19 protein-coding genes are annotated in these 19,884 nt (G+C 63.7%); 7 read left to right on the top strand and 12 right to left on the bottom strand.

Translation table 11 applies throughout. The features are described from left to right. The first annotated feature begins 181 nt into the window (after positions 1-181). From ABIA96_RS10560 to ABIA96_RS10570, 3 genes are all read left to right on the top strand, one after another. Positions 182-1,807, top strand: a complete 1,626-nt coding sequence (locus ABIA96_RS10560; RefSeq protein ID WP_354136970.1) for a long-chain fatty acid--CoA ligase — start codon at positions 182-184, stop codon at positions 1,805-1,807. A gap of 92 nt (positions 1,808-1,899) precedes the next feature. Next, positions 1,900-3,018 carry a glycoside hydrolase family 172 protein gene (locus ABIA96_RS10565; protein WP_354136971.1) on the top strand — a complete coding sequence of 373 codons (1,119 nt, stop codon included), beginning with the start codon at positions 1,900-1,902 and terminating at the stop codon, positions 3,016-3,018. Between the two features lie 23 nt (positions 3,019-3,041). Next, positions 3,042-4,253: an acyl-CoA dehydrogenase family protein gene (locus ABIA96_RS10570; RefSeq protein WP_354136972.1), complete on the top strand. Its 1,212-nt coding sequence runs from the start codon at positions 3,042-3,044 to the stop codon at positions 4,251-4,253. A gap of 172 nt (positions 4,254-4,425) precedes the next feature. Here ABIA96_RS10570 and ABIA96_RS10575 read toward each other — a convergent pair whose 3' ends face one another. Genes ABIA96_RS10575 through ABIA96_RS10590 form a run of 4 tightly spaced genes read right to left on the bottom strand, consistent with a single transcriptional unit; the run spans position 4,426 to position 8,016 of the window. Then, positions 4,426-5,292: an efflux RND transporter periplasmic adaptor subunit gene (locus ABIA96_RS10575; RefSeq protein ID WP_354136973.1), complete on the bottom strand. Its 867-nt coding sequence runs from the start codon at positions 5,290-5,292 to the stop codon at positions 4,426-4,428. Beyond that, positions 5,289-5,495, bottom strand: a complete 207-nt coding sequence (locus ABIA96_RS10580; protein WP_148749382.1) for a DUF1656 domain-containing protein — start codon at positions 5,493-5,495, stop codon at positions 5,289-5,291. The genes ABIA96_RS10575 and ABIA96_RS10580 overlap by 4 nt, the downstream gene beginning before the upstream one ends. Continuing rightward, positions 5,492-7,540 carry an FUSC family protein gene (locus tag ABIA96_RS10585; RefSeq protein ID WP_354136974.1) on the bottom strand — a complete coding sequence of 683 codons (2,049 nt, stop codon included), beginning with the start codon at positions 7,538-7,540 and terminating at the stop codon, positions 5,492-5,494. The genes ABIA96_RS10580 and ABIA96_RS10585 overlap by 4 nt, the downstream gene beginning before the upstream one ends. Positions 7,541-7,542: 2 nt before the next feature. After that, positions 7,543-8,016, bottom strand: a complete 474-nt coding sequence (locus ABIA96_RS10590) for a MarR family winged helix-turn-helix transcriptional regulator (RefSeq protein ID WP_354137132.1) — start codon at positions 8,014-8,016, stop codon at positions 7,543-7,545. Between the two features lie 92 nt (positions 8,017-8,108). On the opposite strand from ABIA96_RS10590, the gene ABIA96_RS10595 reads away from it, so the two are divergent. Further along, the gene (locus tag ABIA96_RS10595; protein WP_354136975.1) at positions 8,109-9,335 is read left to right on the top strand and encodes an MFS transporter; all 1,227 of its coding nucleotides are present in this window, start codon (positions 8,109-8,111) and stop codon (positions 9,333-9,335) included. 10 nt (positions 9,336-9,345) lie between these two features. Here ABIA96_RS10595 and ABIA96_RS10600 read toward each other — a convergent pair whose 3' ends face one another. Further along, the gene (locus ABIA96_RS10600; RefSeq protein ID WP_354136976.1) at positions 9,346-10,254 is read right to left on the bottom strand and encodes an amino acid ABC transporter substrate-binding protein; all 909 of its coding nucleotides are present in this window, start codon (positions 10,252-10,254) and stop codon (positions 9,346-9,348) included. Between the two features lie 203 nt (positions 10,255-10,457). Between ABIA96_RS10600 and ABIA96_RS10605 the strand changes: the two genes are divergently transcribed. From ABIA96_RS10605 to ABIA96_RS10615, 3 genes are all read left to right on the top strand, one after another. Beyond that, on the top strand, positions 10,458-11,699 hold the full coding sequence (locus tag ABIA96_RS10605; protein WP_354136977.1) for an amidohydrolase family protein: 1,242 nt from the start codon (positions 10,458-10,460) through the stop codon (positions 11,697-11,699). A 40-nt stretch (positions 11,700-11,739) separates the two neighbouring features. Further along, positions 11,740-12,945 (top strand): amidohydrolase family protein, encoded by a 1,206-nt coding sequence (locus tag ABIA96_RS10610; protein ID WP_354136978.1) that lies wholly within the window; start codon positions 11,740-11,742, stop codon positions 12,943-12,945. A 146-nt stretch (positions 12,946-13,091) separates the two neighbouring features. Beyond that, positions 13,092-13,409 (top strand): hypothetical protein, encoded by a 318-nt coding sequence (locus ABIA96_RS10615; protein WP_354136979.1) that lies wholly within the window; start codon positions 13,092-13,094, stop codon positions 13,407-13,409. 10 nt (positions 13,410-13,419) lie between these two features. Here ABIA96_RS10615 and ABIA96_RS10620 read toward each other — a convergent pair whose 3' ends face one another. The 7 genes from ABIA96_RS10620 to ABIA96_RS10650 form a co-directional block, all read right to left on the bottom strand. After that, a complete protein-coding gene (locus ABIA96_RS10620; protein ID WP_354136980.1) occupies positions 13,420-14,343 on the bottom strand; it encodes a DUF1932 domain-containing protein in 924 nt (307 codons plus the stop codon). Then, positions 14,340-15,209 carry a substrate-binding domain-containing protein gene (locus ABIA96_RS10625; RefSeq protein ID WP_354136981.1) on the bottom strand — a complete coding sequence of 290 codons (870 nt, stop codon included), beginning with the start codon at positions 15,207-15,209 and terminating at the stop codon, positions 14,340-14,342. Before ABIA96_RS10625 ends, ABIA96_RS10620 begins: the two co-directional genes overlap by 4 nt. Before the next feature lie 19 nt (positions 15,210-15,228). Next, entirely contained in the window at positions 15,229-15,912 is a 684-nt protein-coding gene (locus ABIA96_RS10630) for a 4-carboxy-4-hydroxy-2-oxoadipate aldolase/oxaloacetate decarboxylase (protein ID WP_354136982.1), read from the bottom strand. Continuing rightward, on the bottom strand, positions 15,909-16,622 hold the full coding sequence (locus tag ABIA96_RS10635; RefSeq protein WP_354136983.1) for a PIG-L deacetylase family protein: 714 nt from the start codon (positions 16,620-16,622) through the stop codon (positions 15,909-15,911). The genes ABIA96_RS10630 and ABIA96_RS10635 overlap by 4 nt, the downstream gene beginning before the upstream one ends. A gap of 66 nt (positions 16,623-16,688) precedes the next feature. Next, positions 16,689-17,990 carry a C4-dicarboxylate transporter DctA gene (dctA, locus tag ABIA96_RS10640; protein ID WP_354136984.1) on the bottom strand — a complete coding sequence of 434 codons (1,302 nt, stop codon included), beginning with the start codon at positions 17,988-17,990 and terminating at the stop codon, positions 16,689-16,691. Further along, positions 17,987-18,871, bottom strand: a complete 885-nt coding sequence (locus ABIA96_RS10645; RefSeq protein WP_354136985.1) for an amidohydrolase family protein — start codon at positions 18,869-18,871, stop codon at positions 17,987-17,989. Before ABIA96_RS10645 ends, dctA begins: the two co-directional genes overlap by 4 nt. Then, positions 18,871-19,830: an amidohydrolase family protein gene (locus ABIA96_RS10650; protein ID WP_354136986.1), complete on the bottom strand. Its 960-nt coding sequence runs from the start codon at positions 19,828-19,830 to the stop codon at positions 18,871-18,873. Before ABIA96_RS10650 ends, ABIA96_RS10645 begins: the two co-directional genes overlap by 1 nt. Positions 19,831-19,884 lie beyond the last annotated feature (54 nt).

Raw genomic sequence — 19,884 nt, forward strand, 5'->3', positions numbered from 1 at the left:
CACGACGGCCGCTGCTTCGGCCCGCAGCGTGCGCCAGTTAGCCCTGAAAAAGGGACGCATGCAATCGTATCAGCCGCTTTTTGCGTGTACGCCGCGCGACGTTCCGCTACCTTGCACGCAAGCGCGAATGCGACATGCAACGACATGACTTCAAGAACGACATCGCTATCCGGAGGGGACAATGCAGGGATTGATGATGGACATGCCGCTGCTGATCAGCGGCTTGATCCAGTATGCCGCCGATTATCACGGCGAGGCGGAGATCGTCGCGCGTGAGATCGAAGGCGACATTCATCGCTACACCTATGCCGAGGCCCATCCGCGCATCAAGCGCACGGCGTTGGCCTTGCAACGGCTCGGCATGAAGCGCGGCGACCGCGTCGGCACGCTGGCCTGGAATACGCATCGTCATTTCGAGATGTTTTATGCAGCGCCGGGCATGGGCTACGTGCTGCATACTGTCAATCCGCGGCTATTCCCCGAACAGCTCGTCTACATCATCAACCACGCCGAAGACCGCATCCTGTTCGTCGACCGCGCGACGCTGCCGATTGTCGAGGCGATCGCGCCGCAGCTGAAGACGGTTGAAGCCTATGTGATCATGTCGTCGCGCGAACGCATGCCAGAGACGAAGCTTGCGAACGTGCATTGCTACGAGGAACTCCTGGACAAGGAGAGTGACGCTGATTTCGCCTGGCCGGAGTTCGACGAAAAATCCGCCTCCACCATCTGCTATACTTCGGGCACGACAGGCAATCCGAAGGGCGTGATTTATTCGCACCGCGCCGCGATCCTCCAGACCATGACCTGCTGCAATTTCGATTTCATTCCCGGGCATCGCGAGGGCGTGCGCGAGGTGATGATGCCGATGGCGCCGCTGTTCCACGGTAATGGCTGGAATATGCCGTTCACCGTCCCCTATACCGGCTCGAAGCTGGTGCTGCCCGGCCGCAATTACGAGCCCGACAAGCTCTACGAGCTGCTGGAAGGCGAGAAGGTGACGCTGTCAGCGGGCGTGCCGAGCTTCTGGCTGATCCTGCTCGACTGGCTCGGCCGCACCGGCAACACGTTCACGACGCTGCGCGCAACGCTGTCGTCGGGTTCGGCTCCGCCCCGCGCGATGGTCGAGAAGCTCAAGCGCGACTACGACGTCGACTACATCCAGGCCTGGGGCATGACGGAGGCGCTGGGCTGCTCGATGCCGGGGTTGAGGCCTGGCTCGGAGCATCTCAGCGAAACGGAGATATTCGACCGGCGCCAGGTATCGGGCCGTGCCTGCTTCGGCACCACCTTGCGCATCGTCGACGACGGCGGCACCGAGCTGCCGCGCGACGGCAAGACCGTCGGCCATCTGCGCGCCCGCGGCCCCTGGGTCGCCTCCGGCTACATGAAGTTAGAGGAAGGCCTCGACCGCGACGGCTGGCTCATCACCGGCGACATGGCCGTGATCGACGCCCACGGCCACGTGACGCTGACCGACCGCTCCAAGGACGTGATCAAGTCGGGCGGCGAATGGATCTCCTCCATCCAACTCGAGGACATCGCGCTGTCCCATCCCGACGTGCTGCAGGCGGCCGTCGTCGCGATCGCCCATGAAAAGTGGCAGGAACGTCCCCTGCTCCTTGTCGTCCGCAAGAAGGGAGCGACCGTCGACGGCAAGACCCTGCTCGACCACATGCGGCCGAAAATCGCGAGCTGGTGGATGCCGGACGCGGTCGAATTCCTGGATGAATTCCCGATGACCGGCACCGGCAAGGTGCTCAAATCCGCGCTGCGCGAGAAATTCAGGACGTATCGCGTCGGGTAGTCTCCGCCCTCTCGGTACGCGATCGTCTTCATCTTTTGGTAGATTCGGGGGCGATATATCCGAGGCATCGCTAACCCCTTATCGAGGACATCATGGCGTTTTCCGGATTGGGCCTGCATCTCGGCAATCTGTCGCGCCTGTCGAACGCGCAGACGCGTTCGGTCAGCCCTGAAAATTTCACCGGCGAAAAGGGCAAGGGCGGCATGTCCGTCGACGGGCCTGCGGCGCCCCAGGCCCGCGATCTCGGGCAAGGCTGGAAGATTTCGCCCTATGTCGTGATCGAGCCCGGCGCGACATTCACGCTTGCCGACATCGAGGGACAGGGCGCCATCCAGCAGATCTGGATGACGCTGGCGCGCGGGGGTCTGCGCCATTCAATCCTGCGGGTCTACTGGGACGACCAGGAGCATCCGAGCGTGGAATGCCCAGCCGGCGACTTCTTCGCCTGCGGATGGGAGGAGTTTGCACAGGTGTCGTCGCTGGCGGTCTGCGTCAATCCCGGACGCGCGTTCAACTGCTATTGGGAGATGCCGTTCCGCAAGCGCGCGCGCTTCACGATGGAAAACCGCAGCGAGGAAGCGCTGACGGTGTACTACCAGATCAACTACACCCTGACCGGGGTGCCCGAGGATTGCGCCTATTTCCATGCGCAGTTCCGCCGCACCAATCCGCTTCCTTACAGGGACGTCTACACCATCCTCGATGGCGTCAGCGGGCGCGGCCAATATGTCGGTACCTACATGGCCTGGGGTGTCAACAACAACGGCTGGTGGGGTGAAGGCGAAATCAAGTTCTTCATCGATGGTGACGGCGAATTCCCGACCATCTGCGGCACCGGCACCGAGGATTATTTCTGCGGCGCGTATAATTTCGATCCCTATGTGGCGCATTCCGGCCGAGGCGCCGCGCAGCAATCGCGCTATCAGGAATTCACCACGCCCTATGCCGGCCTGCCGCAGGTGATCCGTCCCGACGGCGTCTACAAATCGCAGCAGCGCTTCGGCATGTATCGCTGGCACATCCCCGATCCCATCCGCTTCCAGAGCGACCTTCGCGTCACCATCCAGGCGCTGGGCTGGCGAACCGGCCTCAAGGAGGCAAAATATCTTCCGCTGCAGGACGACATCGCTTCCGTGGCGTTCTGGTACCAGACGCTGCCGGCCGCGCCGTTCCCCAAGCTGGCCGAGCCGGAATATCTCGAGATCGACTAGCCCGACGCCCGAGGAGGTCCAGCATGCTCTACCCGATGTCGCCAAAAGTCGTCGAGCTCAAGCGCAAGCTCGAAAGTTTCATGGACCGGCACATTTACCCGAACGAGGAGCGATTCTATCGCGAGGCGGAAGAGCTTGGGCCGTGGAAAGTCTATCCAATCGTCGAGGAATTGAAGCCGCTCGCGCGCGCCGAGGGCCTGTGGAATCTGTTCCTGCCGCAGTCCAGCCATGGCGCGGGCCTGACCAATCTCGAATACGCCCCGCTCTGCGAAGTCATGGGCCGCTCGCACTTAGCGCCGGAAGTGTTCAACTGCTCGGCGCCTGATACCGGCAACATGGAGGTGCTGGAGCGCTACGGCACGAAAGAGGACAAGGAGCGCTGGCTGAAGCCGCTGCTCGCGGGCGAAATCCGGTCCTGCTTTGCCATGACCGAGCCTGCGGTCGCCTCATCCGATGCAACCAACATCGAAAGCTCGATCGTGCGTGACGGCGACCATTACGTCATCAACGGGCGCAAATGGTACACGACCAACGCGACCGACCCGCGCTGCAAGATCTGCATCTTCATGGGCAAGACCGATCCTGACAACGCAGATCGCCACAAGCAGCAATCCATGATCCTGGTGCCGATGGACAGGCCAGGCATCGAGGTGAAACGCCCTCTCCCCGTCTTCGGCTTCTACGGCGTGCCCGATCGCGCCTCGGAGGTCATCTTCACCAACGTACGCGTGCCCCGGGAAAGCATCTTGCTCGGCGAAGGCCGCGGTTTTGAGATCGCGCAGGGCCGCCTCGGCCCCGGTCGCATCCATCATTGCATGCGGCTGATTGGCTTGTCCGAACGCACACTGGAAAGGATGTGCCGGCGCGTGCGCAGCCGCGTCGCCTTCGGCAAGCCGGTCTCGGAGCAGACGGTGACCCAGGAGCGCATCGCCGAGGCGCGCATCATGATCGAGCAGGCTCGCCTGCTGACGCTGAATGCCGCCTACGCGATGGACACCGTCGGCAACAAAGTCGCGAGGGCCGAGATCGCGATGATTAAGGTCGCCGTTCCCAACATGGCCTGCCAGGTCATCGACTGGGCCATCCAGGCCCATGGCGGCGGCGGCACCTCAAACGATTTTCGTCTGACGCAGGCCTACGCCACCGCGCGCCTGCTGCGTCTCGCCGACGGGCCGGACGAGGTGCACAGGAACCAGATCGCGCGGTTCGAGCTGAAGAAATATTCGAACGCCTGAAACGCGCCTTTCTTCCTTCTCCCCCTGTGGGAGAAGGTGGCGCGAAGCGCCGGATGAGGGGTCTCTATCCGCGGAGACAGACCCCTCACCCTGGTGAGTATGCATCGACAACCGGCGATGCCCTCTCCCACAAGGGGAGAGGGCGCAACAATGCACAGCGCAAGCCGCGCAACTAGTTCAACACTTCCACCGTCGCCGAGCGGCCCGCAACCAGCGACATTCCGTCGGGCACCGGATCCAGTGCGATGCGCACCGGCACGCGCTGGGCGAGCCGCACCCAGCTGAAGGTCGGGTTGACGTTGGCGAGCAGGCTCGCGCCCTCGGCACGGTCGCGATCCTCGATGCCGGCGGCGATACTCTCGACATGGCCGGTCAGCTTGCCCTTCTCGCCCATCAGGCGAACCTGCACCCTGTCACCGATACGGATGCGCCCGAGTTTCGTCTCTTCAAAATAGCCTTCCACATGCAGCGTATCGCTGTCGACCAGCGCCATCACGCCCTTCCCGGCCGTGACGTAGGCGCCGGGCCGCAGGTCCATATTGGTGATCACGCCGTTCACGGAGGCATGGACCTCGCTGCGGTCGAGATTGAGCTGGGCGACCGCACGGTCGGCAACTGCCGCATCAAAGGCCGCCTTGGCCTGGAGCTGGGTCGCGAGCACTTGCTCCTGCCTCTGTTGCGAGACGGCGTCGGTTGTCAGCGTGCTGTAGCGTTTCAGATCGGCATTTGCCTGATCGAGCGTCGCCTGATGCCCGGCGACCGACGCATCCGCCTGCCGCAGCGCCAGCGCGAACCGCTCGCGATCGATCTTGAACAGCACGTCGCCGCGACGGACCTTCTGGTTGTCCTTGACCAGCACGTCGGTGACGAATCCGGAGACGTCGGGCGCGACCTGCACGACGTCGGCGCGCACACGACCGTCACGAGTCCAAGGGGACTCCATGTAATACACCCACAGCTCGCGGCCGACGCCAATCGCGGCAACGACAGCAAGGACAGTGAGCGCAAGCCGGGCCAGCCACGCGAAATTCCCCTTCATGAGAGATACTCCGAGAGATAGACGACGCCGCCGAGAAGGCAGACGAAAATCGCGAAATCAAACAGCGCACGATGCCAGACCAGGCGATAGAGGTCGAAGCGCTGCATCAGCCGGCGCAGAAGCGCGCTCAGCACATAAGCGACGATGATCCAGAGCAGCAGCGCCGGCACGAGCACGCCGTAGATGTCGATCACGTATCTCATGCCGCGGCACTCTCTGCGCGCGGCCGATAGGCCGGCGCGTCCGGGAACAGGCCGCGACGGATGCCGACGAGGCCGATCAGAGCGTCTTCGCGCGCGCTGTCATTGGGATCCTTCACCGCCTGTGCCAGCGCCCGATCGACGCTGGTCAGGAGCTCGCGCGGCATTCCGCCACCGGCATAGTTCCGGCAGGCGATGGCAAGCTGGTCGAGCATGTCGTCGATAACGGAGATGGTCGATACTGCAAGCCCGTAACGCGCGCGGCGCAAATCGATGATGTTGATCCCGATGCGGAGCTGAACCAGGCTATCGGCATCGCGCCGATCGCTCTTCGACAGGAAGGCGATGCGCTGCACCAGGAGCCCGAGACGGTGCAGCATGAGGCCGGCGAACTCCGCACGGTCGCGCTTCCCCCGCCGCTCAGCCGCGACCGCGATCGTGATCCAGCTCGACAGCACCAGACGATTGGCGATCCACTCCGCGCCCACCCCGCGCGCGATCCGCGTCACCAGCTCGGCGATCAGGACGCCGACGAAGAAGGCGACGGCGGAGTTGGCGTAGGACGCGAAATCCGCAATGTAGGTCGATTGCAGCGCGAGCAGGGTCGCCGTGTTGGCCGCGAGCGCCATGCCGGTGCCCGCCGTTGCCGGCCGCGCGATCAGGAAGCCGTAGAGCAGGAATGTGGGTGCCAGCGCGACGACGAGAACCTCGATATGGGAGATCGCAGGCACCAGCGCGAACAGATAGATCGCGACCACCACGATGGCGACCAGCGACCACATGCCGAAACTGCGGATAAAGCGTGCAGGCTCATCCTGGGCTGCGAAGAACGAGCAGGCCACCGCCGCCATCATCGGCGCCGAGGCGCCGTCGGGCCAGCCCGTGCCGATCCAGAACGCGCAACAGATCAGGATCGCCACGGCCGCGCCGGCTGCCGACCAGAGGGCCATGCCGCGATCGCGGTGGCGCACGGGCGCAGCGCCCGCCTCGGAATGGAAGGCCAGATCGGGGGGCGAGACGTTGCGGCCCTCGGCGATGGCCTCGGTCAGCACGCGGCAATCGCGCGAGAGATCGACGAGCTCGCGCAATCGCGACAGCAGGCTCGTGATAATGATCCGCTCCCAGGACGCGCTGTCATCGAGCACCGCCTGCCGCTCCGCGATCATCGCGCGAATCCGCTCGGCCGGTTGACGCGCGCTGACGTCGCTGACGATCCATTGCGCGATATCATCGAGCAATCGCTTCAGCCCCGGTTGCCGGCGCAGAGCCTCCTCCCCTAACGCAGCCAGCCGGTCCTCCAGCGAGGCGATCACCGGCAGCAACATCAGCATGCGCAGCCGGATTTCACCGAGGCCGCTCACCGCATTGCGATCGGTCAGCCGGTCATAGGCCAGATGGGAGGAGAGCGTGTCGATCTCGACGATGTCGGTCGCGAGCTTGAGGCGCTTGCCGCGGCGGGTTTCGTTGGTGCCCTCACGCAAAAGCACGAGTTGGCTGAGGCGGCGCGCATCCAGGAGCCAGCTGTCGACGCGGCTGGCGACCGCCGGCGCAACGCTGCGGGGAAACACGATAGTGGAGACCAGGCTGGCGCAGATGATGCCAAGCGATATCTCCTCCAGCCGTGCAACCGCAGTGTCGAAGATAGCACCGGGCTCGGACACCGACGGAAAGCCGATCAGCGCGACGGTGTACCCCGCCAGCATGAAGACGTAGCTGCGCGGCGTGCCGTCGAGCAGCGAGAGATACAGGCACAGCCCGACCCAGAGCGCGATGGCGAGGCACAACAGCTCAGGCGCGTTGATGAGGTTCGGCACCAGCGCCACCGTCATGATCGCGCCGACCAGCGTCCCCATGACGCGGAAGAAGGCCTTCGAGCTGGTTGCGCCTGCGAGCGGCTGCGAGGTGATGTAGACGGTCGCCATGGCCCAATAGGGCCGAGGCAGGTCCATGGCGAGCGCAATGACCAGCGCCAGCATCGACGCGGCAAAGGTCTTCAAAGCGAAGATCAGGTCCGCGTGGCGGACCAGGAACGGTTCATCTGCACGCATGGCTACTTCGCCTCTGGACCGATCTTGCCGTGTTGCAGACGACTGGCCCGCTGTTCGATGCGCTGAAGCGTCTCAAAGGTTATCGCAAGTTCGTCCGCGCCGATATCCTTCAGCAGGCTCGCCCGCACCCGCCGGAGCACGCGATTGGTCTCCTCGACCTTGGCGTCGCCCGCTTTCGTCAGATGGAGCGTTTTGGCACGCCGGTCGGTCGGGTCCTCGCGGCGCTCCACCAGGCCCTCGGCCTGCAGCAGGTCGATCAGCCGCACCAGCGACGGCCCTTCGATGCCGAGCTCGTCGGCAAGCACGCCCTGCCGCACGTTGTCGCCTTGGCGCGACAGCACCAGCAGCGGGATCGCGGTCGCATAGGACAGGCCATGATCGGACAGCGCCTGATCCGACTCGCGCCGCCAGATGCGGGCCAAAAGCGTGATGAGCCGGCCGATTTCGCCGTGGATAAAGCCTTGCGAGGGAGCCATGCAAATTAGATAGGACACGAACTATTAGTCTGCAACTATATAATCCCGCATATTCGGATCGATCACGCAAAAGCGAACGAGGACAACGCAATATGGGCCCGGGTTCCGCGGCAGAGGCACCGCAGGCGATCGCGACCGAGAGCGCGCTCTCGCTCGTCCCGACCTTTGTCGTCGTGGCCGTGGATGCCACGGGTATGGGCATCATCCTGCCCCTGCTGCCGTTCTATTCGCAGCGGCTCGGCGCGACGCCATTCCTGATCGGTGCCTTGATCTCGGTCTATGCTGCCTGCCAGCTCATCGCCGGTCCCGTGGTCGGTATCCTCTCCGACCGCTACGGAAGGCGCAAAGTGCTGGTCGTCAGCCAGATCGGAACCCTGATTGGATTTGTTCTGCTCGCGCTGGCCAGCAATCTGACGCTGGTGTTTCTCGCCCGCATCATCGATGGCCTGACGTCAGGCAACATCTCGGTCGCGCATGCCTATGCAGCCGAGCACAGCGCGCCGGCGACGCGCAAGCAGGCGCTAGGCATGACCAGCGGCGCGATTGGAACCGGGCTGTTGCTGGGACCTGCGCTGTCGAGCTTCCTCGTTCATTACGGCCAGACCGCACCGGTATGGGCCGCGGCCGCTCTCTCGCTGGTCAGCATTCTGGCGACCATCGCCCTGCTTCCGCCGGACCATCCAGCGTCCGAGCCGCTCTACCAGCATCGCGTGCCGGAGCCGACGCTGCTGCGCAGCCTGTTCGGCATGCGCTACGCCTGGCGACTGCTCGGTCTGCTGATCGTGTTCTTCTTCGTCAACTCGATGTTCCTGTCGCAGATCGGCCTGTTCCTTTCGGCCCGGTTCTCCTGGGACGGGCATCCCTTCGGCGCGCGTGAGCTCGGCTGGATGTTTGCCTATGCCGGCTTCATCAACATGGTGGTCCAGGGCCTGTTGATCACGCGGGCGAACCTCGTCGCCTCCGACCGCAGCATCGTCATGGCGGCGTTCGCCTGTATGGGCCTTGGATTTGCCGGCCTCGCGGCCGGCAGCAATATCAGCCTGCTCGCGCTCTACCTGACGCTGATCATCGTCGGCACGATGTTCGCCCGCAGCACCCTGACCGCGGAGCTGTCAAGATCGACCGCCATCAACCGCCAGGGCATGATCATGGGGCTCAATCAGTCACTGATGTCGGGTGCGAATATCAGCGCACCGCTGCTGAGCGGCGCGCTGATTGGTCATCGGCTGTTCGTCCCGTGGGCGCTTGCGATGGCAGCTGTTGCGGCTATCGGCGCGGCGCTGGCGGGCCAGTTGCTCGACGCGCCGCGGACGCGCTAGCGCCCTCGCCTCACTTCACCAGATACACGTCGGGATCAGCGCTCGAACTCGGGTTCTTGAAGGCGTTGCGCAAGGCTGTCGACATCGGAACATTGTAGTTGATGCCGTTTGGCGGGGTCGGCGCTTCCAGCCACTTCCTGTAGAGCACCTCGATCTCCGGGCTCGCATAGAGCTCTGCGGTGGCACGATCGGCCAGTGCCTTGAACGGCGCGTCCTCCCGTCGCAGCATGATCCCGAAGGGCTCTGGTTTCGAGAAGGCCTCCTCGCTGATCATGAACAGCGCCGGCTCTTTCGAACGCGCGATGGCGACCGCGAGCTGGACGTCGTCGAGCGCGTAGGCCTGCGCGCGATCGGTCTCGAGCAGCAGGAACGCTTCGGCCTGATCCACGGCCGGCATGATCTTGATGCCGAGATTGCGTTCGGTATTGACCTTGGCGAGCTGGTTCAGATTGACCGAGCCTGCGACCGCGGTGACCGCCTTACCCTTGAGATCGTCGATGGTGTTGATCTTCGCGGCCTTCTTGGCCGCGAACCGCGTCGCGCTGAGGAAGTGCGTGTTGGTAAAGGCGACCTGCTTCTGCCGGTCGGCATTATTGGTGGTCGCCGAGCAATGCAGGTCGAGCGTGCCGTTCACCATCAGCGGAATGCGGTTCGACGAGGTCACGGCGAGATAGTCGACGGCAATGTCGGGCATGCCGAGCTGCTTCTTCACGGCGTCGACGATCTTGAGGCAGATATCCATGGCGAAGCCGACCGGCTTCTGGTTGCCGTCGAGATAGCTGAAGGGCACGGAGGCTTCCTGATAGCCCAGCGTGATCTTCTTGGTCTCCTTGATCTTCTGAAGCGTGCCCGACAGATTATCAGCGGACGCTGCGCCGACAAAACAGGTGACGGCCAAGAGAACGGCGGGTAGACGCATCGGGAGCTCCTGAAAGCGGGCTGCGCCTCCATGCCGGGCGCAATCGAGCGGTTAGTAGCGCAGGCGCGGGCCTGCCGCCAGACCAGCCTGCGTCTATCAGCTATCCCGGCTTTCGATATGGCGGGGGGCCCTTCGTCTCCGCTACATTGCCACGCACCCAAGACCTCGCCGCCTGCCATGAGCTCACGAGCCAGATTCCTGCCATGACCTCCCAGACCGCCTTCGACCTGATCTTCCGCAACGCCCTATTGCGGTCGTCCCCTACGCCCGTCGATATCGGCGTGAAGAGCGGACGGATCGCCGCAATCGAACCCAGGCTGGCCTGCGAGGCGGTCGAGGTCGATCTCGGCGGGCAGCTGGCTCTGCCCGGCTTCGTCGACACCCACATCCATCTCGACAAGGCCTGCCTGCTCGAACGCTGCGGGCACATCCACGGCACGCTGGGTGATGCCATCCGTGCCGTCTCGGTGATGAAGCGGGATTTTCGCGTTGACGACGTCTATGCACGCGGCTCAAAAGTGCTCGAGCGCGCGATCGTCCACGGCACGACGCGGATGCGCACCCATGTCGAGATCGACCCGCGCGTCGGCTTGCGCAGCTTCGAGGCGATCAAGCGGCTCAAGCGCGATTACGCCTGGGCGATCGATCTGTCGATTTGCGTCTTCCCGCAGGAGGGCCTGACCAACGATCCCGGCAGCGAAGAACTGCTGGTCCAGGCCTTGCGCGACGGCGCCGACGCGATCGGCGGCTGCCCCTATACCGACACCGACCCAAACGCGCATCTCGCGCGTATCTTCGACCTCGCACAGCAATTCGACCTCGACGTCGATCTCCATCTCGACTTCGATCTCGATCCCTCCTGGTCGCATCTCGACGAGGTCTGCCGACAGACCGAACAGCGCAACTACGGTGGTCGCGTCGCGATCGGACATGCCACAAAACTCTCGGCCTTGCCGCCGGAACGGCTGAAAGCGGCGACCACGCAACTGGCGAAGGCCGGAATCGCCGTCACCGTGCTACCCGCGACCGATCTCTATTTGATGGGACGCGAGGCCACCCACAACGCTCCACGCGGCCTGACGCTCGCGCACAAACTCGCCGGCGACGGCATCGTCTGCTCGGTCGCGACCAACAATGTGCTCAATCCCTTCACGCCGTTCGGCGATGCCTCGCTGCTGCGGATGGCGAACTTTTACGCCAATGTCGCCCATGCCGCCGTCGGCGACTTCGACACCTGCCTCGATCTCGTCACCGAACTGCCCGCGCGACTGATGAACCTCAGGGATTACGGCATCGCGGTCGGCAAGTCCGCCGATCTCGTCGTGCTCGACACGCAGGACAGCCGCTTCGCCATCGCCGAGCTGCCGGATATCCTGATGGGCTTCAAGAGTGGCCGACAGACCTTTGAGCGGAAGCGAGCGACGCTGCTGAAGCCGTGGAACTGAACCGCTCGCACAACTCCAAATCGACCAACGGAGCAACCGGATGGCCTTCGACAAGATCTTCCTGAACGCCCGCTTCGACGGCGGGGCGTGCCATCACATCGCGGTCAAGGACGGCCGCATCGCCGCACTGCTGCCGGTTGACGCGCCCGAAGGCGGTGCCGAGACGGTCGATCTCGGCAACGCCCTCGTCGTCCCCGGCTTCGTCGAAGGCCACATCCATCTCGACACCAGCTTCTATGGTGACGCCTGGCGTCCCCACAAGCCCTGCACTGACGGATTCAACGTGCATGAGCGGGTGGCCTTCCAGGCCCAGAACATGGCCGCGGCTGCGCCGATGGACGAGCGGGCGCGCAACCAGCTCGATCTCTGCATTGGCCACGGCAGCACGCAGATGCGCAGCCACGTCATGGTCGACGGCTCGGTCGGCCTGAAGTCGCTGGAGACGATTTTGCGCGTGCGCGAGGAATATCGCGGCCTGATCGACATCCAGCTCGTCGCTTTTCCCCAGAGCGGCATTTTGGCGAGCCCGGGCACACCGCAATTGCTCGACGAAGCCATCGGGCTCGGCGCGAACCTCGTCGGCGGACTCGATCCCGCAAGTTTCGACCGCGATGTCGAGAAGCACCTCGATGTGGTGTTTGGCGTCGCCACCAAGCACGGCGTCGACGTCGACATTCATCTGCACGACATGGGCACGCTCGGCGCTTTCGAGATCGAGCAGATCGCAGCGCGCACGCGCGCGCTCGGCATGGAGGGCCATGTCGCCATCAGCCACGCTTACGGGCTTGGCGATATATCCGCAGATCAGCTCAGGACAGCCGCCGACACCCTCGCCCGCTCCGGCGTCGCGATCATGACGAATGCGCCCGGCGCTCGCGCCTTCCCACCGATCCTGGCGCTACGCAATGCCGGCGTCACCGTATTCAGCGGCAACGACAACATCCGCGATTCCTGGTGGCCCTATGGCGACGGCGACATGCTGCGCAGGGCAACGACCCTCGGCTATCGTTCGGGCTTCAACGTCGACGAGGAATTGCGCGTCGCATTCGACGTCGTCACCGAGGCCGGCGCCAAGGCGCTACGGCTCGACGGCTATGGCCTGCGCGTCGGCGCCAAGGCTGATTTCGTGACGTTGAATGCGGAACACGTTCCGGAGGCTGTGGTCGCAGCGCCGCAGGGGCGGGCTGTGTACAAGGCAGGTATGCTCGTCGCGTCTAACGGTACGGTTGTCGGGAAAAATCGCTGATCATCGTACCTTTCCGACCCGATTTTACCGCCAGTCCGAGCCCGGTAGAATCCCGGACCGTAGCCCAACGCATTGCGAGAAAGGCAGCACCAATCATACTGCGACGTGCGCACTGACCGTCTGCGTTCGTTGGGGAAGTTATGGATATGTTCAGCGCATTCAGCAGCATTGATTATCAATCCATCCGGGCCAGCACGCCCGCCGAGACCGCCGTCAAGCGATTGAACGGCATCGGTGAAGTCCTGTCGGGCCTCGATATCTCGGCGATCCATTCGCAGGACGACATGGCCCACGCGCTGTGGACGCTCGATACCGCCGACAAGTGCATTCGCATGATCCTGACCGAGTTTCGCACCGCGCGGACCAAGGACGTCGTCCGCGAGGCCAATAGCCTGATCGTTTTGATCGAGGCCGCCCGCGACGAAATCTCCGGCTATCGCGGCGATGTTAGGATCCTGAGTTGAGCGGACGCGTTCAGCTCTGACGCTTGATCTTCGCCAGAATGCGATCCGCCTCGGTGCGCCAATCCGCGCTGCGGGCGAATTCCTTGGTACCCTTCACCCCGAACAGGCCTTGGTCAGCGAGATCGGCAACCCAGGCCTGACGCTCGGCCGTGCCTTGCGCGGACCACGGCGTCAGCCCGGCCTCACGCACGGTCTCGGCGACCTCGCGCACCTCCTCGGCACGGCGCCGGCCATGCTCGATCACGCGCTGGAAAAAATAGGCGCCCTGCTTCTCCCAATTGATGGATGGAAAGGTCTCAGTGAGCGAGGCCAGCACCGCGTCCTCGACACCATAGGCGCGCGCGGTCGTAAAACTCTCGATGACCATGGCCTCGAGGCCCTTGATCATGATGCTCCTGCACATCTTCACGGCCGAGGACACACCGAGCTTGTCGCTCGCAACCTTCGCCGCAAAGCCGATCACATTCAGCATCGGCTCGAGCTCCTTCGCACCGGGACCGCCGAGCAGTAGCGGCACCTTGATCCGATAAGGCGGCACCGACGTCATCACGGCGCCCTCGACATAGCGCCCCGCCGCCCCGTCGATCAACGCCGCCGCGCGCTGCTTGGCGCCCGGCGAGGCCGAGTTGAAGTCGAGAAACCAGGTGCCCTGGTTGATCGCCGCCGCGCAGGTCTTTGCGACCGAAACGGCCTGGCTCGCGGTGACGGCTGAGATAATAAGATCGGATTTCGCGGTCAGCTCAGAGTGAGACGCCGCGAGCTTCACGCCGAACTTCGTCGCATGCTCCGTCAGCGACGCGCCCTGCTCGCTGCCGAGCTTGATGTCGTAGGCTGCGACCTTGATGTCCTGACGCCGAAGGTCCTCGGCCAGGATCCTGCCGACCTCACCATAGCCAACCAGCCCGATCTGCCAGCGCTTTGGATCTGACATCAATTCAGTCCTCGTGTCGTCGCATCGAAAAGCTCCTCGACCGCATAGCGACGCGGGATCAGCGCCTGCTGGAATGCGTAGTCGACGATCAGCTCCAGCGGTTTTCTGTTCGCCTCAATCCCGAACGGCACGAAGTCGGGCGTTGCCGCCGGTCCTACCTGCGCCTTGTTCCGCTTGAGCAGATCATAAACGCCAGCGACCACATCGGGGCGCGATTTTGCGAGCCGTTCGGTCACGACCACGAGATGATTGACCGGCACGACGCCGCGGCGCGCGTACCATCTGGCGGCCTCCGCAGCCGGATCGGGAAACAGCGATTTCAGCTTGGGATTATCAGAGGTCTCGCCGAGGACGGCATCCACCTCGCCGCCGAGCAGCATCTGCAGGACCTTCTTGTCCTTCGGCGCGCGCTCGGTGGTGTCGACATATTCGGCGACATGCGGATCCTCGAACGTCACCCATCGGATCTTGTCGAGATTGACGCTGTAGTCGTTGGCGAGGATGCCCCTGATCCATGCGCCAGTCGTGGTGGTGAAGGAACGGATGCCGACGCGCTTGCCTTCGAGATCGGAAGGTCCCAGCGTTCCCTTTTCAGGATTGTACAGCGCATAGGAATGCTGGAAGCGGCCCATCATGGTCGCCGGCAGCAGGACCAGCGGCTTGCCGTGCGCCTTCGCCATCAGATAGGTGACGATCGCCATCTCGCAGACGTCAAACGCCTGCTCGCGCACCATCGGCTTGAACGCCGCGTTGGTCGGCGCGTACTCGATGAAGTCGAGATCGAAGAGGTCGGAGCGGAGCTCGCCGCTCTTCACCGCCTTAACGTGCGGGTGACTGCCGAGCACGGCCTTCAGCTTGAGACGATCCATCCGCCCGCTCCGCTTTGCTTTAGACGTCCTCGGGAGTGTCGACGTAGACAAGCCCGGCCTTCGCCAGCGCCTCGCGCATGCTGTACATGTCGAGACCGAGCTCGCCCGAGGCCAGGCGCTTGCGCTTGCCGCCCTCGTCGGCGTTGCGCTTCTTCGCCTTCTCGGCGACCTCGGCGGCGTAACGCTTCGGCACCACCACGACGCCGTCGTCATCGGCGACGACGATGTCACCGGGATCGACGTTGACGCCGGCGCAGACCACGGGAACGTTGACCGAGCCGAGCGTGGCCTTGACCGTGCCCTTGGCCGAGACCGCGCGCGACCACACCGGAAAGTTCATTCCGTGCAGCGCTTTGACGTCGCGGCAGCCGGCATCGATGATCAGCCCCTGCACGCCGCGCGCCTGCAGCGACGTCGCCAGCAGCTCGCCAAACATGCCATCGGTATTGTCGGTGGTGCAGCCGACGACGAGGATGTCGCCCTTCCTGCACTGTTCGACCGCAACATGGATCATCCAGTTGTCGCCGGGCTGCGCCAGCACGGTGACGGCGGGACCGGCAATCGCCGCGCCCGCCCAGACGGGCCGCAGATAAGGCTTCATCAGGCCGACACGGCCATAGGCCTCGTGTACGGTCGAGACGCCGTACTCCGCCATCCCTGCTGGATCAGCACGCTTGATGTTGCGAACGACGACCGGCTTCATGCCAGCACCTCCGCGACCGTCGGGAACAGGCGCTGATAGGCCTCGCCATAGGTCATGGGCACGCCGGTGTTGCGGCTGCCCTGGATGCCGCGGTTGAGCGCGACGCGTTCGTAATAGCCCCAGAGATGCTTTTGCGCAGCGAGGATCTGGAACGCCTCGTACTTTTCCTTCCAGACCTCGTCGATCTTCAGAAGCACGTCCGGCTTGTAATTGCACTGCTCCGGCTGGTGCGGCTCGAACAGGAACACCGGCGGCGCCGAATATTGGTATTGCGCACCGGGCTTGTGGCCCATCGCCTGCGCGACCACGCGGGTCTCCTGCGCGAAATGCGCGGCGTTGGGATGATCGAAATTATAGGGGTCTTCCAGTGCATGCGTCAGCACGAAGCTCGGATTGAGCTCGCGATAGATATCGACCATGCGGTCGAAATGCGCTTCGGTGAGTTTCAGCGGATAGTCGCCGCAATCGAAGAACTCGATCTCGGCGCCGAGCAGCTTTGCTGCCCGCTCCGCCTCGTCCTTGCGGCCGGCCTTGACCGATTCCAGCGTCGCGCCTTTTTCCTTCCAGGCGAACTGGCTCTCACCGCGCTCACCAAAGGACATGCATACGATCTTCATGCGATAGCCCTTCTTCGCATGCAGCGCGATAGCACCACCGGCGCGCCAGACGAAGTCGCCGGGATGGGCGGTGACCACGAGACCTGTTTTCATGGGAGAACTCTCCTCCTTCGTTCGTCAACATCATAGGCTGCCTGCGTCATGCAGGAAGGCACTTCATCAAGCCGCGGTGACCGCAGGTTCCTCGCCGTCGAGCACGCGCCTCAAGCGCTCGTGATCGAGCGCACCTTCCCATTTGGCAATCGCAATGGTCGCTACCGCGTTCCCGATCAGATTGGTCGGCGTCAACCCCTGCGACATCAGGCGATGGATGCCGAGCACCAGCGCGACGCTCGTCACCGGAATCGTGCCAGTGGCCGACAGCGTCGCCGCCAGCACGACGAAGGCGGCACCCGCGATGCCCGCCGCGCCCTTTGACGTCACGAGCAGGATCAGCAGCAGTTCAATCTGCTCGCCGAGCCCGAGCGGCGTGTTGGTCGCCTGCGCCAGGAACACCGAAGCAGCGGCAAGATAAAGACAGGTGCCATCGAGATTGAAGGAATAGCCGGTCGGGATCACGAGTCCGACGACGCTGCGCTCGCAGCCGGCCTTCTCCAGCTTGGTCAGCATCCGCGGCAGCACCGTCTCGGACGATGTCGTGGCGATGCAGATCAGCAGCTCTTCCCAGATGTAGCGGATCAGCTTGAGCAGCGAGAAGCCGCAGAGCCGCGCCACCGGGCCGAGCGCCACGATGATGAAGATGACGCAGGTGAGATAGAACCCGCCGAGCAATTTGCCGAGCGAGGCCAGCGATCCCACGCCGAACTTGCCGACCGTGAAGGCGATGGCGCCGAACGCGCCGATCGGCGCCGCCCACATCACGAAGCCGACCACGGCGAACACCATCTTCGCGGCGATGTCGATCAGATTGACCAGCGGCGCGGCACGCTCGCCGAGCTGCACCAGCGCAAAGCCGCACAGCACCGAAATGAACAGTACCTGGAGGATGTTACCCTCGGCGAAGGCGCCGATGAATGTCGCGGGCACGATGTTCATCAGGAACGGCACGAAGCCGATCACGGCGGTCTGCTTGACGTAAGGCTCGACCGCGCTGGCATTGATGCTGGCGGGGTCGATATTCATGCCGGCGCCGGGCTTGAGCACATTCACCGCGATCAGACCAATGATCAGCGCGATCGTGGTCATGATCTCGAAATAGACGATGGCCTTGACGGCGACGCGCCCGACCCGCGCCATGTCGGCCATGTGCGCGATGCCGTGCACGACGGTGCAGAAGATGATCGGCGCGATCAGCATCCGGATCGCCTTGATGAAGGCATCGCCGAGCGGCTGCATCTTGGCACCCGCCTCGGGATTGATAATGCCAAGCGCAATACCGGCCACCATGGCGATGAGCACCTGGATCCAGAGCTCCTTCCACCAGGCGCGCCCGCGCGGCTTGTCGATCGCCATCGCGGTCATTCGTCGAATCCAAACAGGCGCGCGGGGTTGCGGACCAGGATCTGCTGCTGGAACTCCGGCTCCGGCGCGAACAGCGGGATCAGATCGACGAGATCGCCGTCATTCGGCATGGCCTTGACGTTGGGATGTGGCCAGTCGGTGCCCCAGATGACGCGGTCGGGCGCGGTTTCGATGATTTTTCGCGCGAACGGCACGGCGTCGGTGAAGGGCGGACCAGCGGAGGACACGCGCTCCGAGCCGCAGATCTTGACCCAGCACTTCTCGTCGCGCTGCATCAGCTCGATCAAGATCTTGAAGGGAAGCTGGTCGAGCCCCTCGGAGGCCTTCACCCGTCCCATGTGGTCGATGGTGTAGCTCAGCGGCAGTTTTGCCAGCATGTCGGCATATTCGGGCAGATCGATCGCATCGAAATGCAGATCGATATGCCAGCCGAGCGGCGCCACCATGGCGATGACGCGACTGAACACGCTCTTGTCGGGAACGCCGCCGAGATGGCGGACGAAATTGAAGCGGCAGCCACGGAAGCCGCCATTGTGCAGCACCTGGAGCCCGCGCTCCGTGATGGTGTCGTCGATATTGGCGACCGCGCGATAGGCACCGTTACTCTGCGCGATGGCATCGAGCGCCACCGTGTTGTCGATGCCGTGCACGCTGGCATTGACGATGACGGCGCGCTCGACGCCGAGCTTGGCGTGCAAGACCTTGAAGTCTTCCAGCGGCGCATCCGGCGGCGTGTAGGAGCGGTCCGGCGTATAAGGGTATTTCGCGCCGGGCCCGAAGATGTGGCAATGCGCATCGCAGGACAGTTTTGGCAGCTTGAATTTCGGCGTGCGCGTGTTCGGATCGGGCGGCGGAATGGTCGGCGTGTATATCATATTCATCAGCCGAACTTGAACAGGCGCGCGGGATTATCGACCAACAGCTTCTGCTGGATCGCCTTGTCGGGCGCGTAGAGGGGGATCAGATCGACGAGATCGCCGTCATTCGGCATGATCCTGACGTTGGGATGCGGCCAGTCGGTGCCCCAGATGACACGTTCCGGCGCATTGTCGATCAGCGCCATGGCGAACGGCACGGCATCGTGGAACGGCTTGCCGGCGGCGGAGGCACGTTCGAGGCCGGTAATCTTGATCCAGCACTTCTCATCCTTCTTCTGGAGGTCGAGCAGCGCAGTGAAGCCGGGATCTTCGAGCCCCTTCCCCGCCTGAACCGTCCCCATGTGATCAATCACGTAAGGCGTCGGCAGCGCGGTGAGGATCGGCGCGAATTCGGCGATCGTGCCCGGCTCGAAATAGACGTCGATGTGCCAGCCGAGCTCGGCGACGCGGTGAACGATGCGCTGGAACTTGTTCATGTCGCCGACGCCGCCGAGGCGCTTCAGGAAGGCGAAGCGGCGGCCGCAGATGCCACCCTTGTCGAGCGCCGCCAGCTCCTTCTCGGTCATCTCATCGCTGACATTGGCGATGCCCTTGTAGGCCCCCTCGCTCTGCGCGATCGCATCGGTGACGACGCGATTGTCAGTGCCGTGCACGGTGGCATTGACGATCACACAGCGCTCGACGCCGATCTTCTCATGGACGCTGCGGAACGTCTCCAGCGGCGCATCGGCGGTGTTGTAGGGCCGCTTTTCCGAGAAAGGATAGCGCGACGCCGGCCCAAAAATGTGGGTGTGGCTATCACAGGATTTCGGCGGCAGCTTGAACGATGGGGTCTTGGGCTTTGGATCCGGCGGCGCGATTGTCGGCATAGCCTTCGGTTCGGCCCCTTGCGCGCATGCTTCGCTCGCGAGCGCGGCGCCGGCCAGTCCGGTCAAGAGATGCAAGCACTCTCGCCTGTTCATATCCTCAAGCACCCCGTCACATGTCCGCTTGCGAGCGGAAGCGCTGTTACGCGC

Origin of the sequence: Bradyrhizobium sp. LB11.1 (genome assembly GCF_040549385.1) — a bacterium.
GTDB lineage: Bacteria > Pseudomonadota > Alphaproteobacteria > Rhizobiales > Xanthobacteraceae > Bradyrhizobium.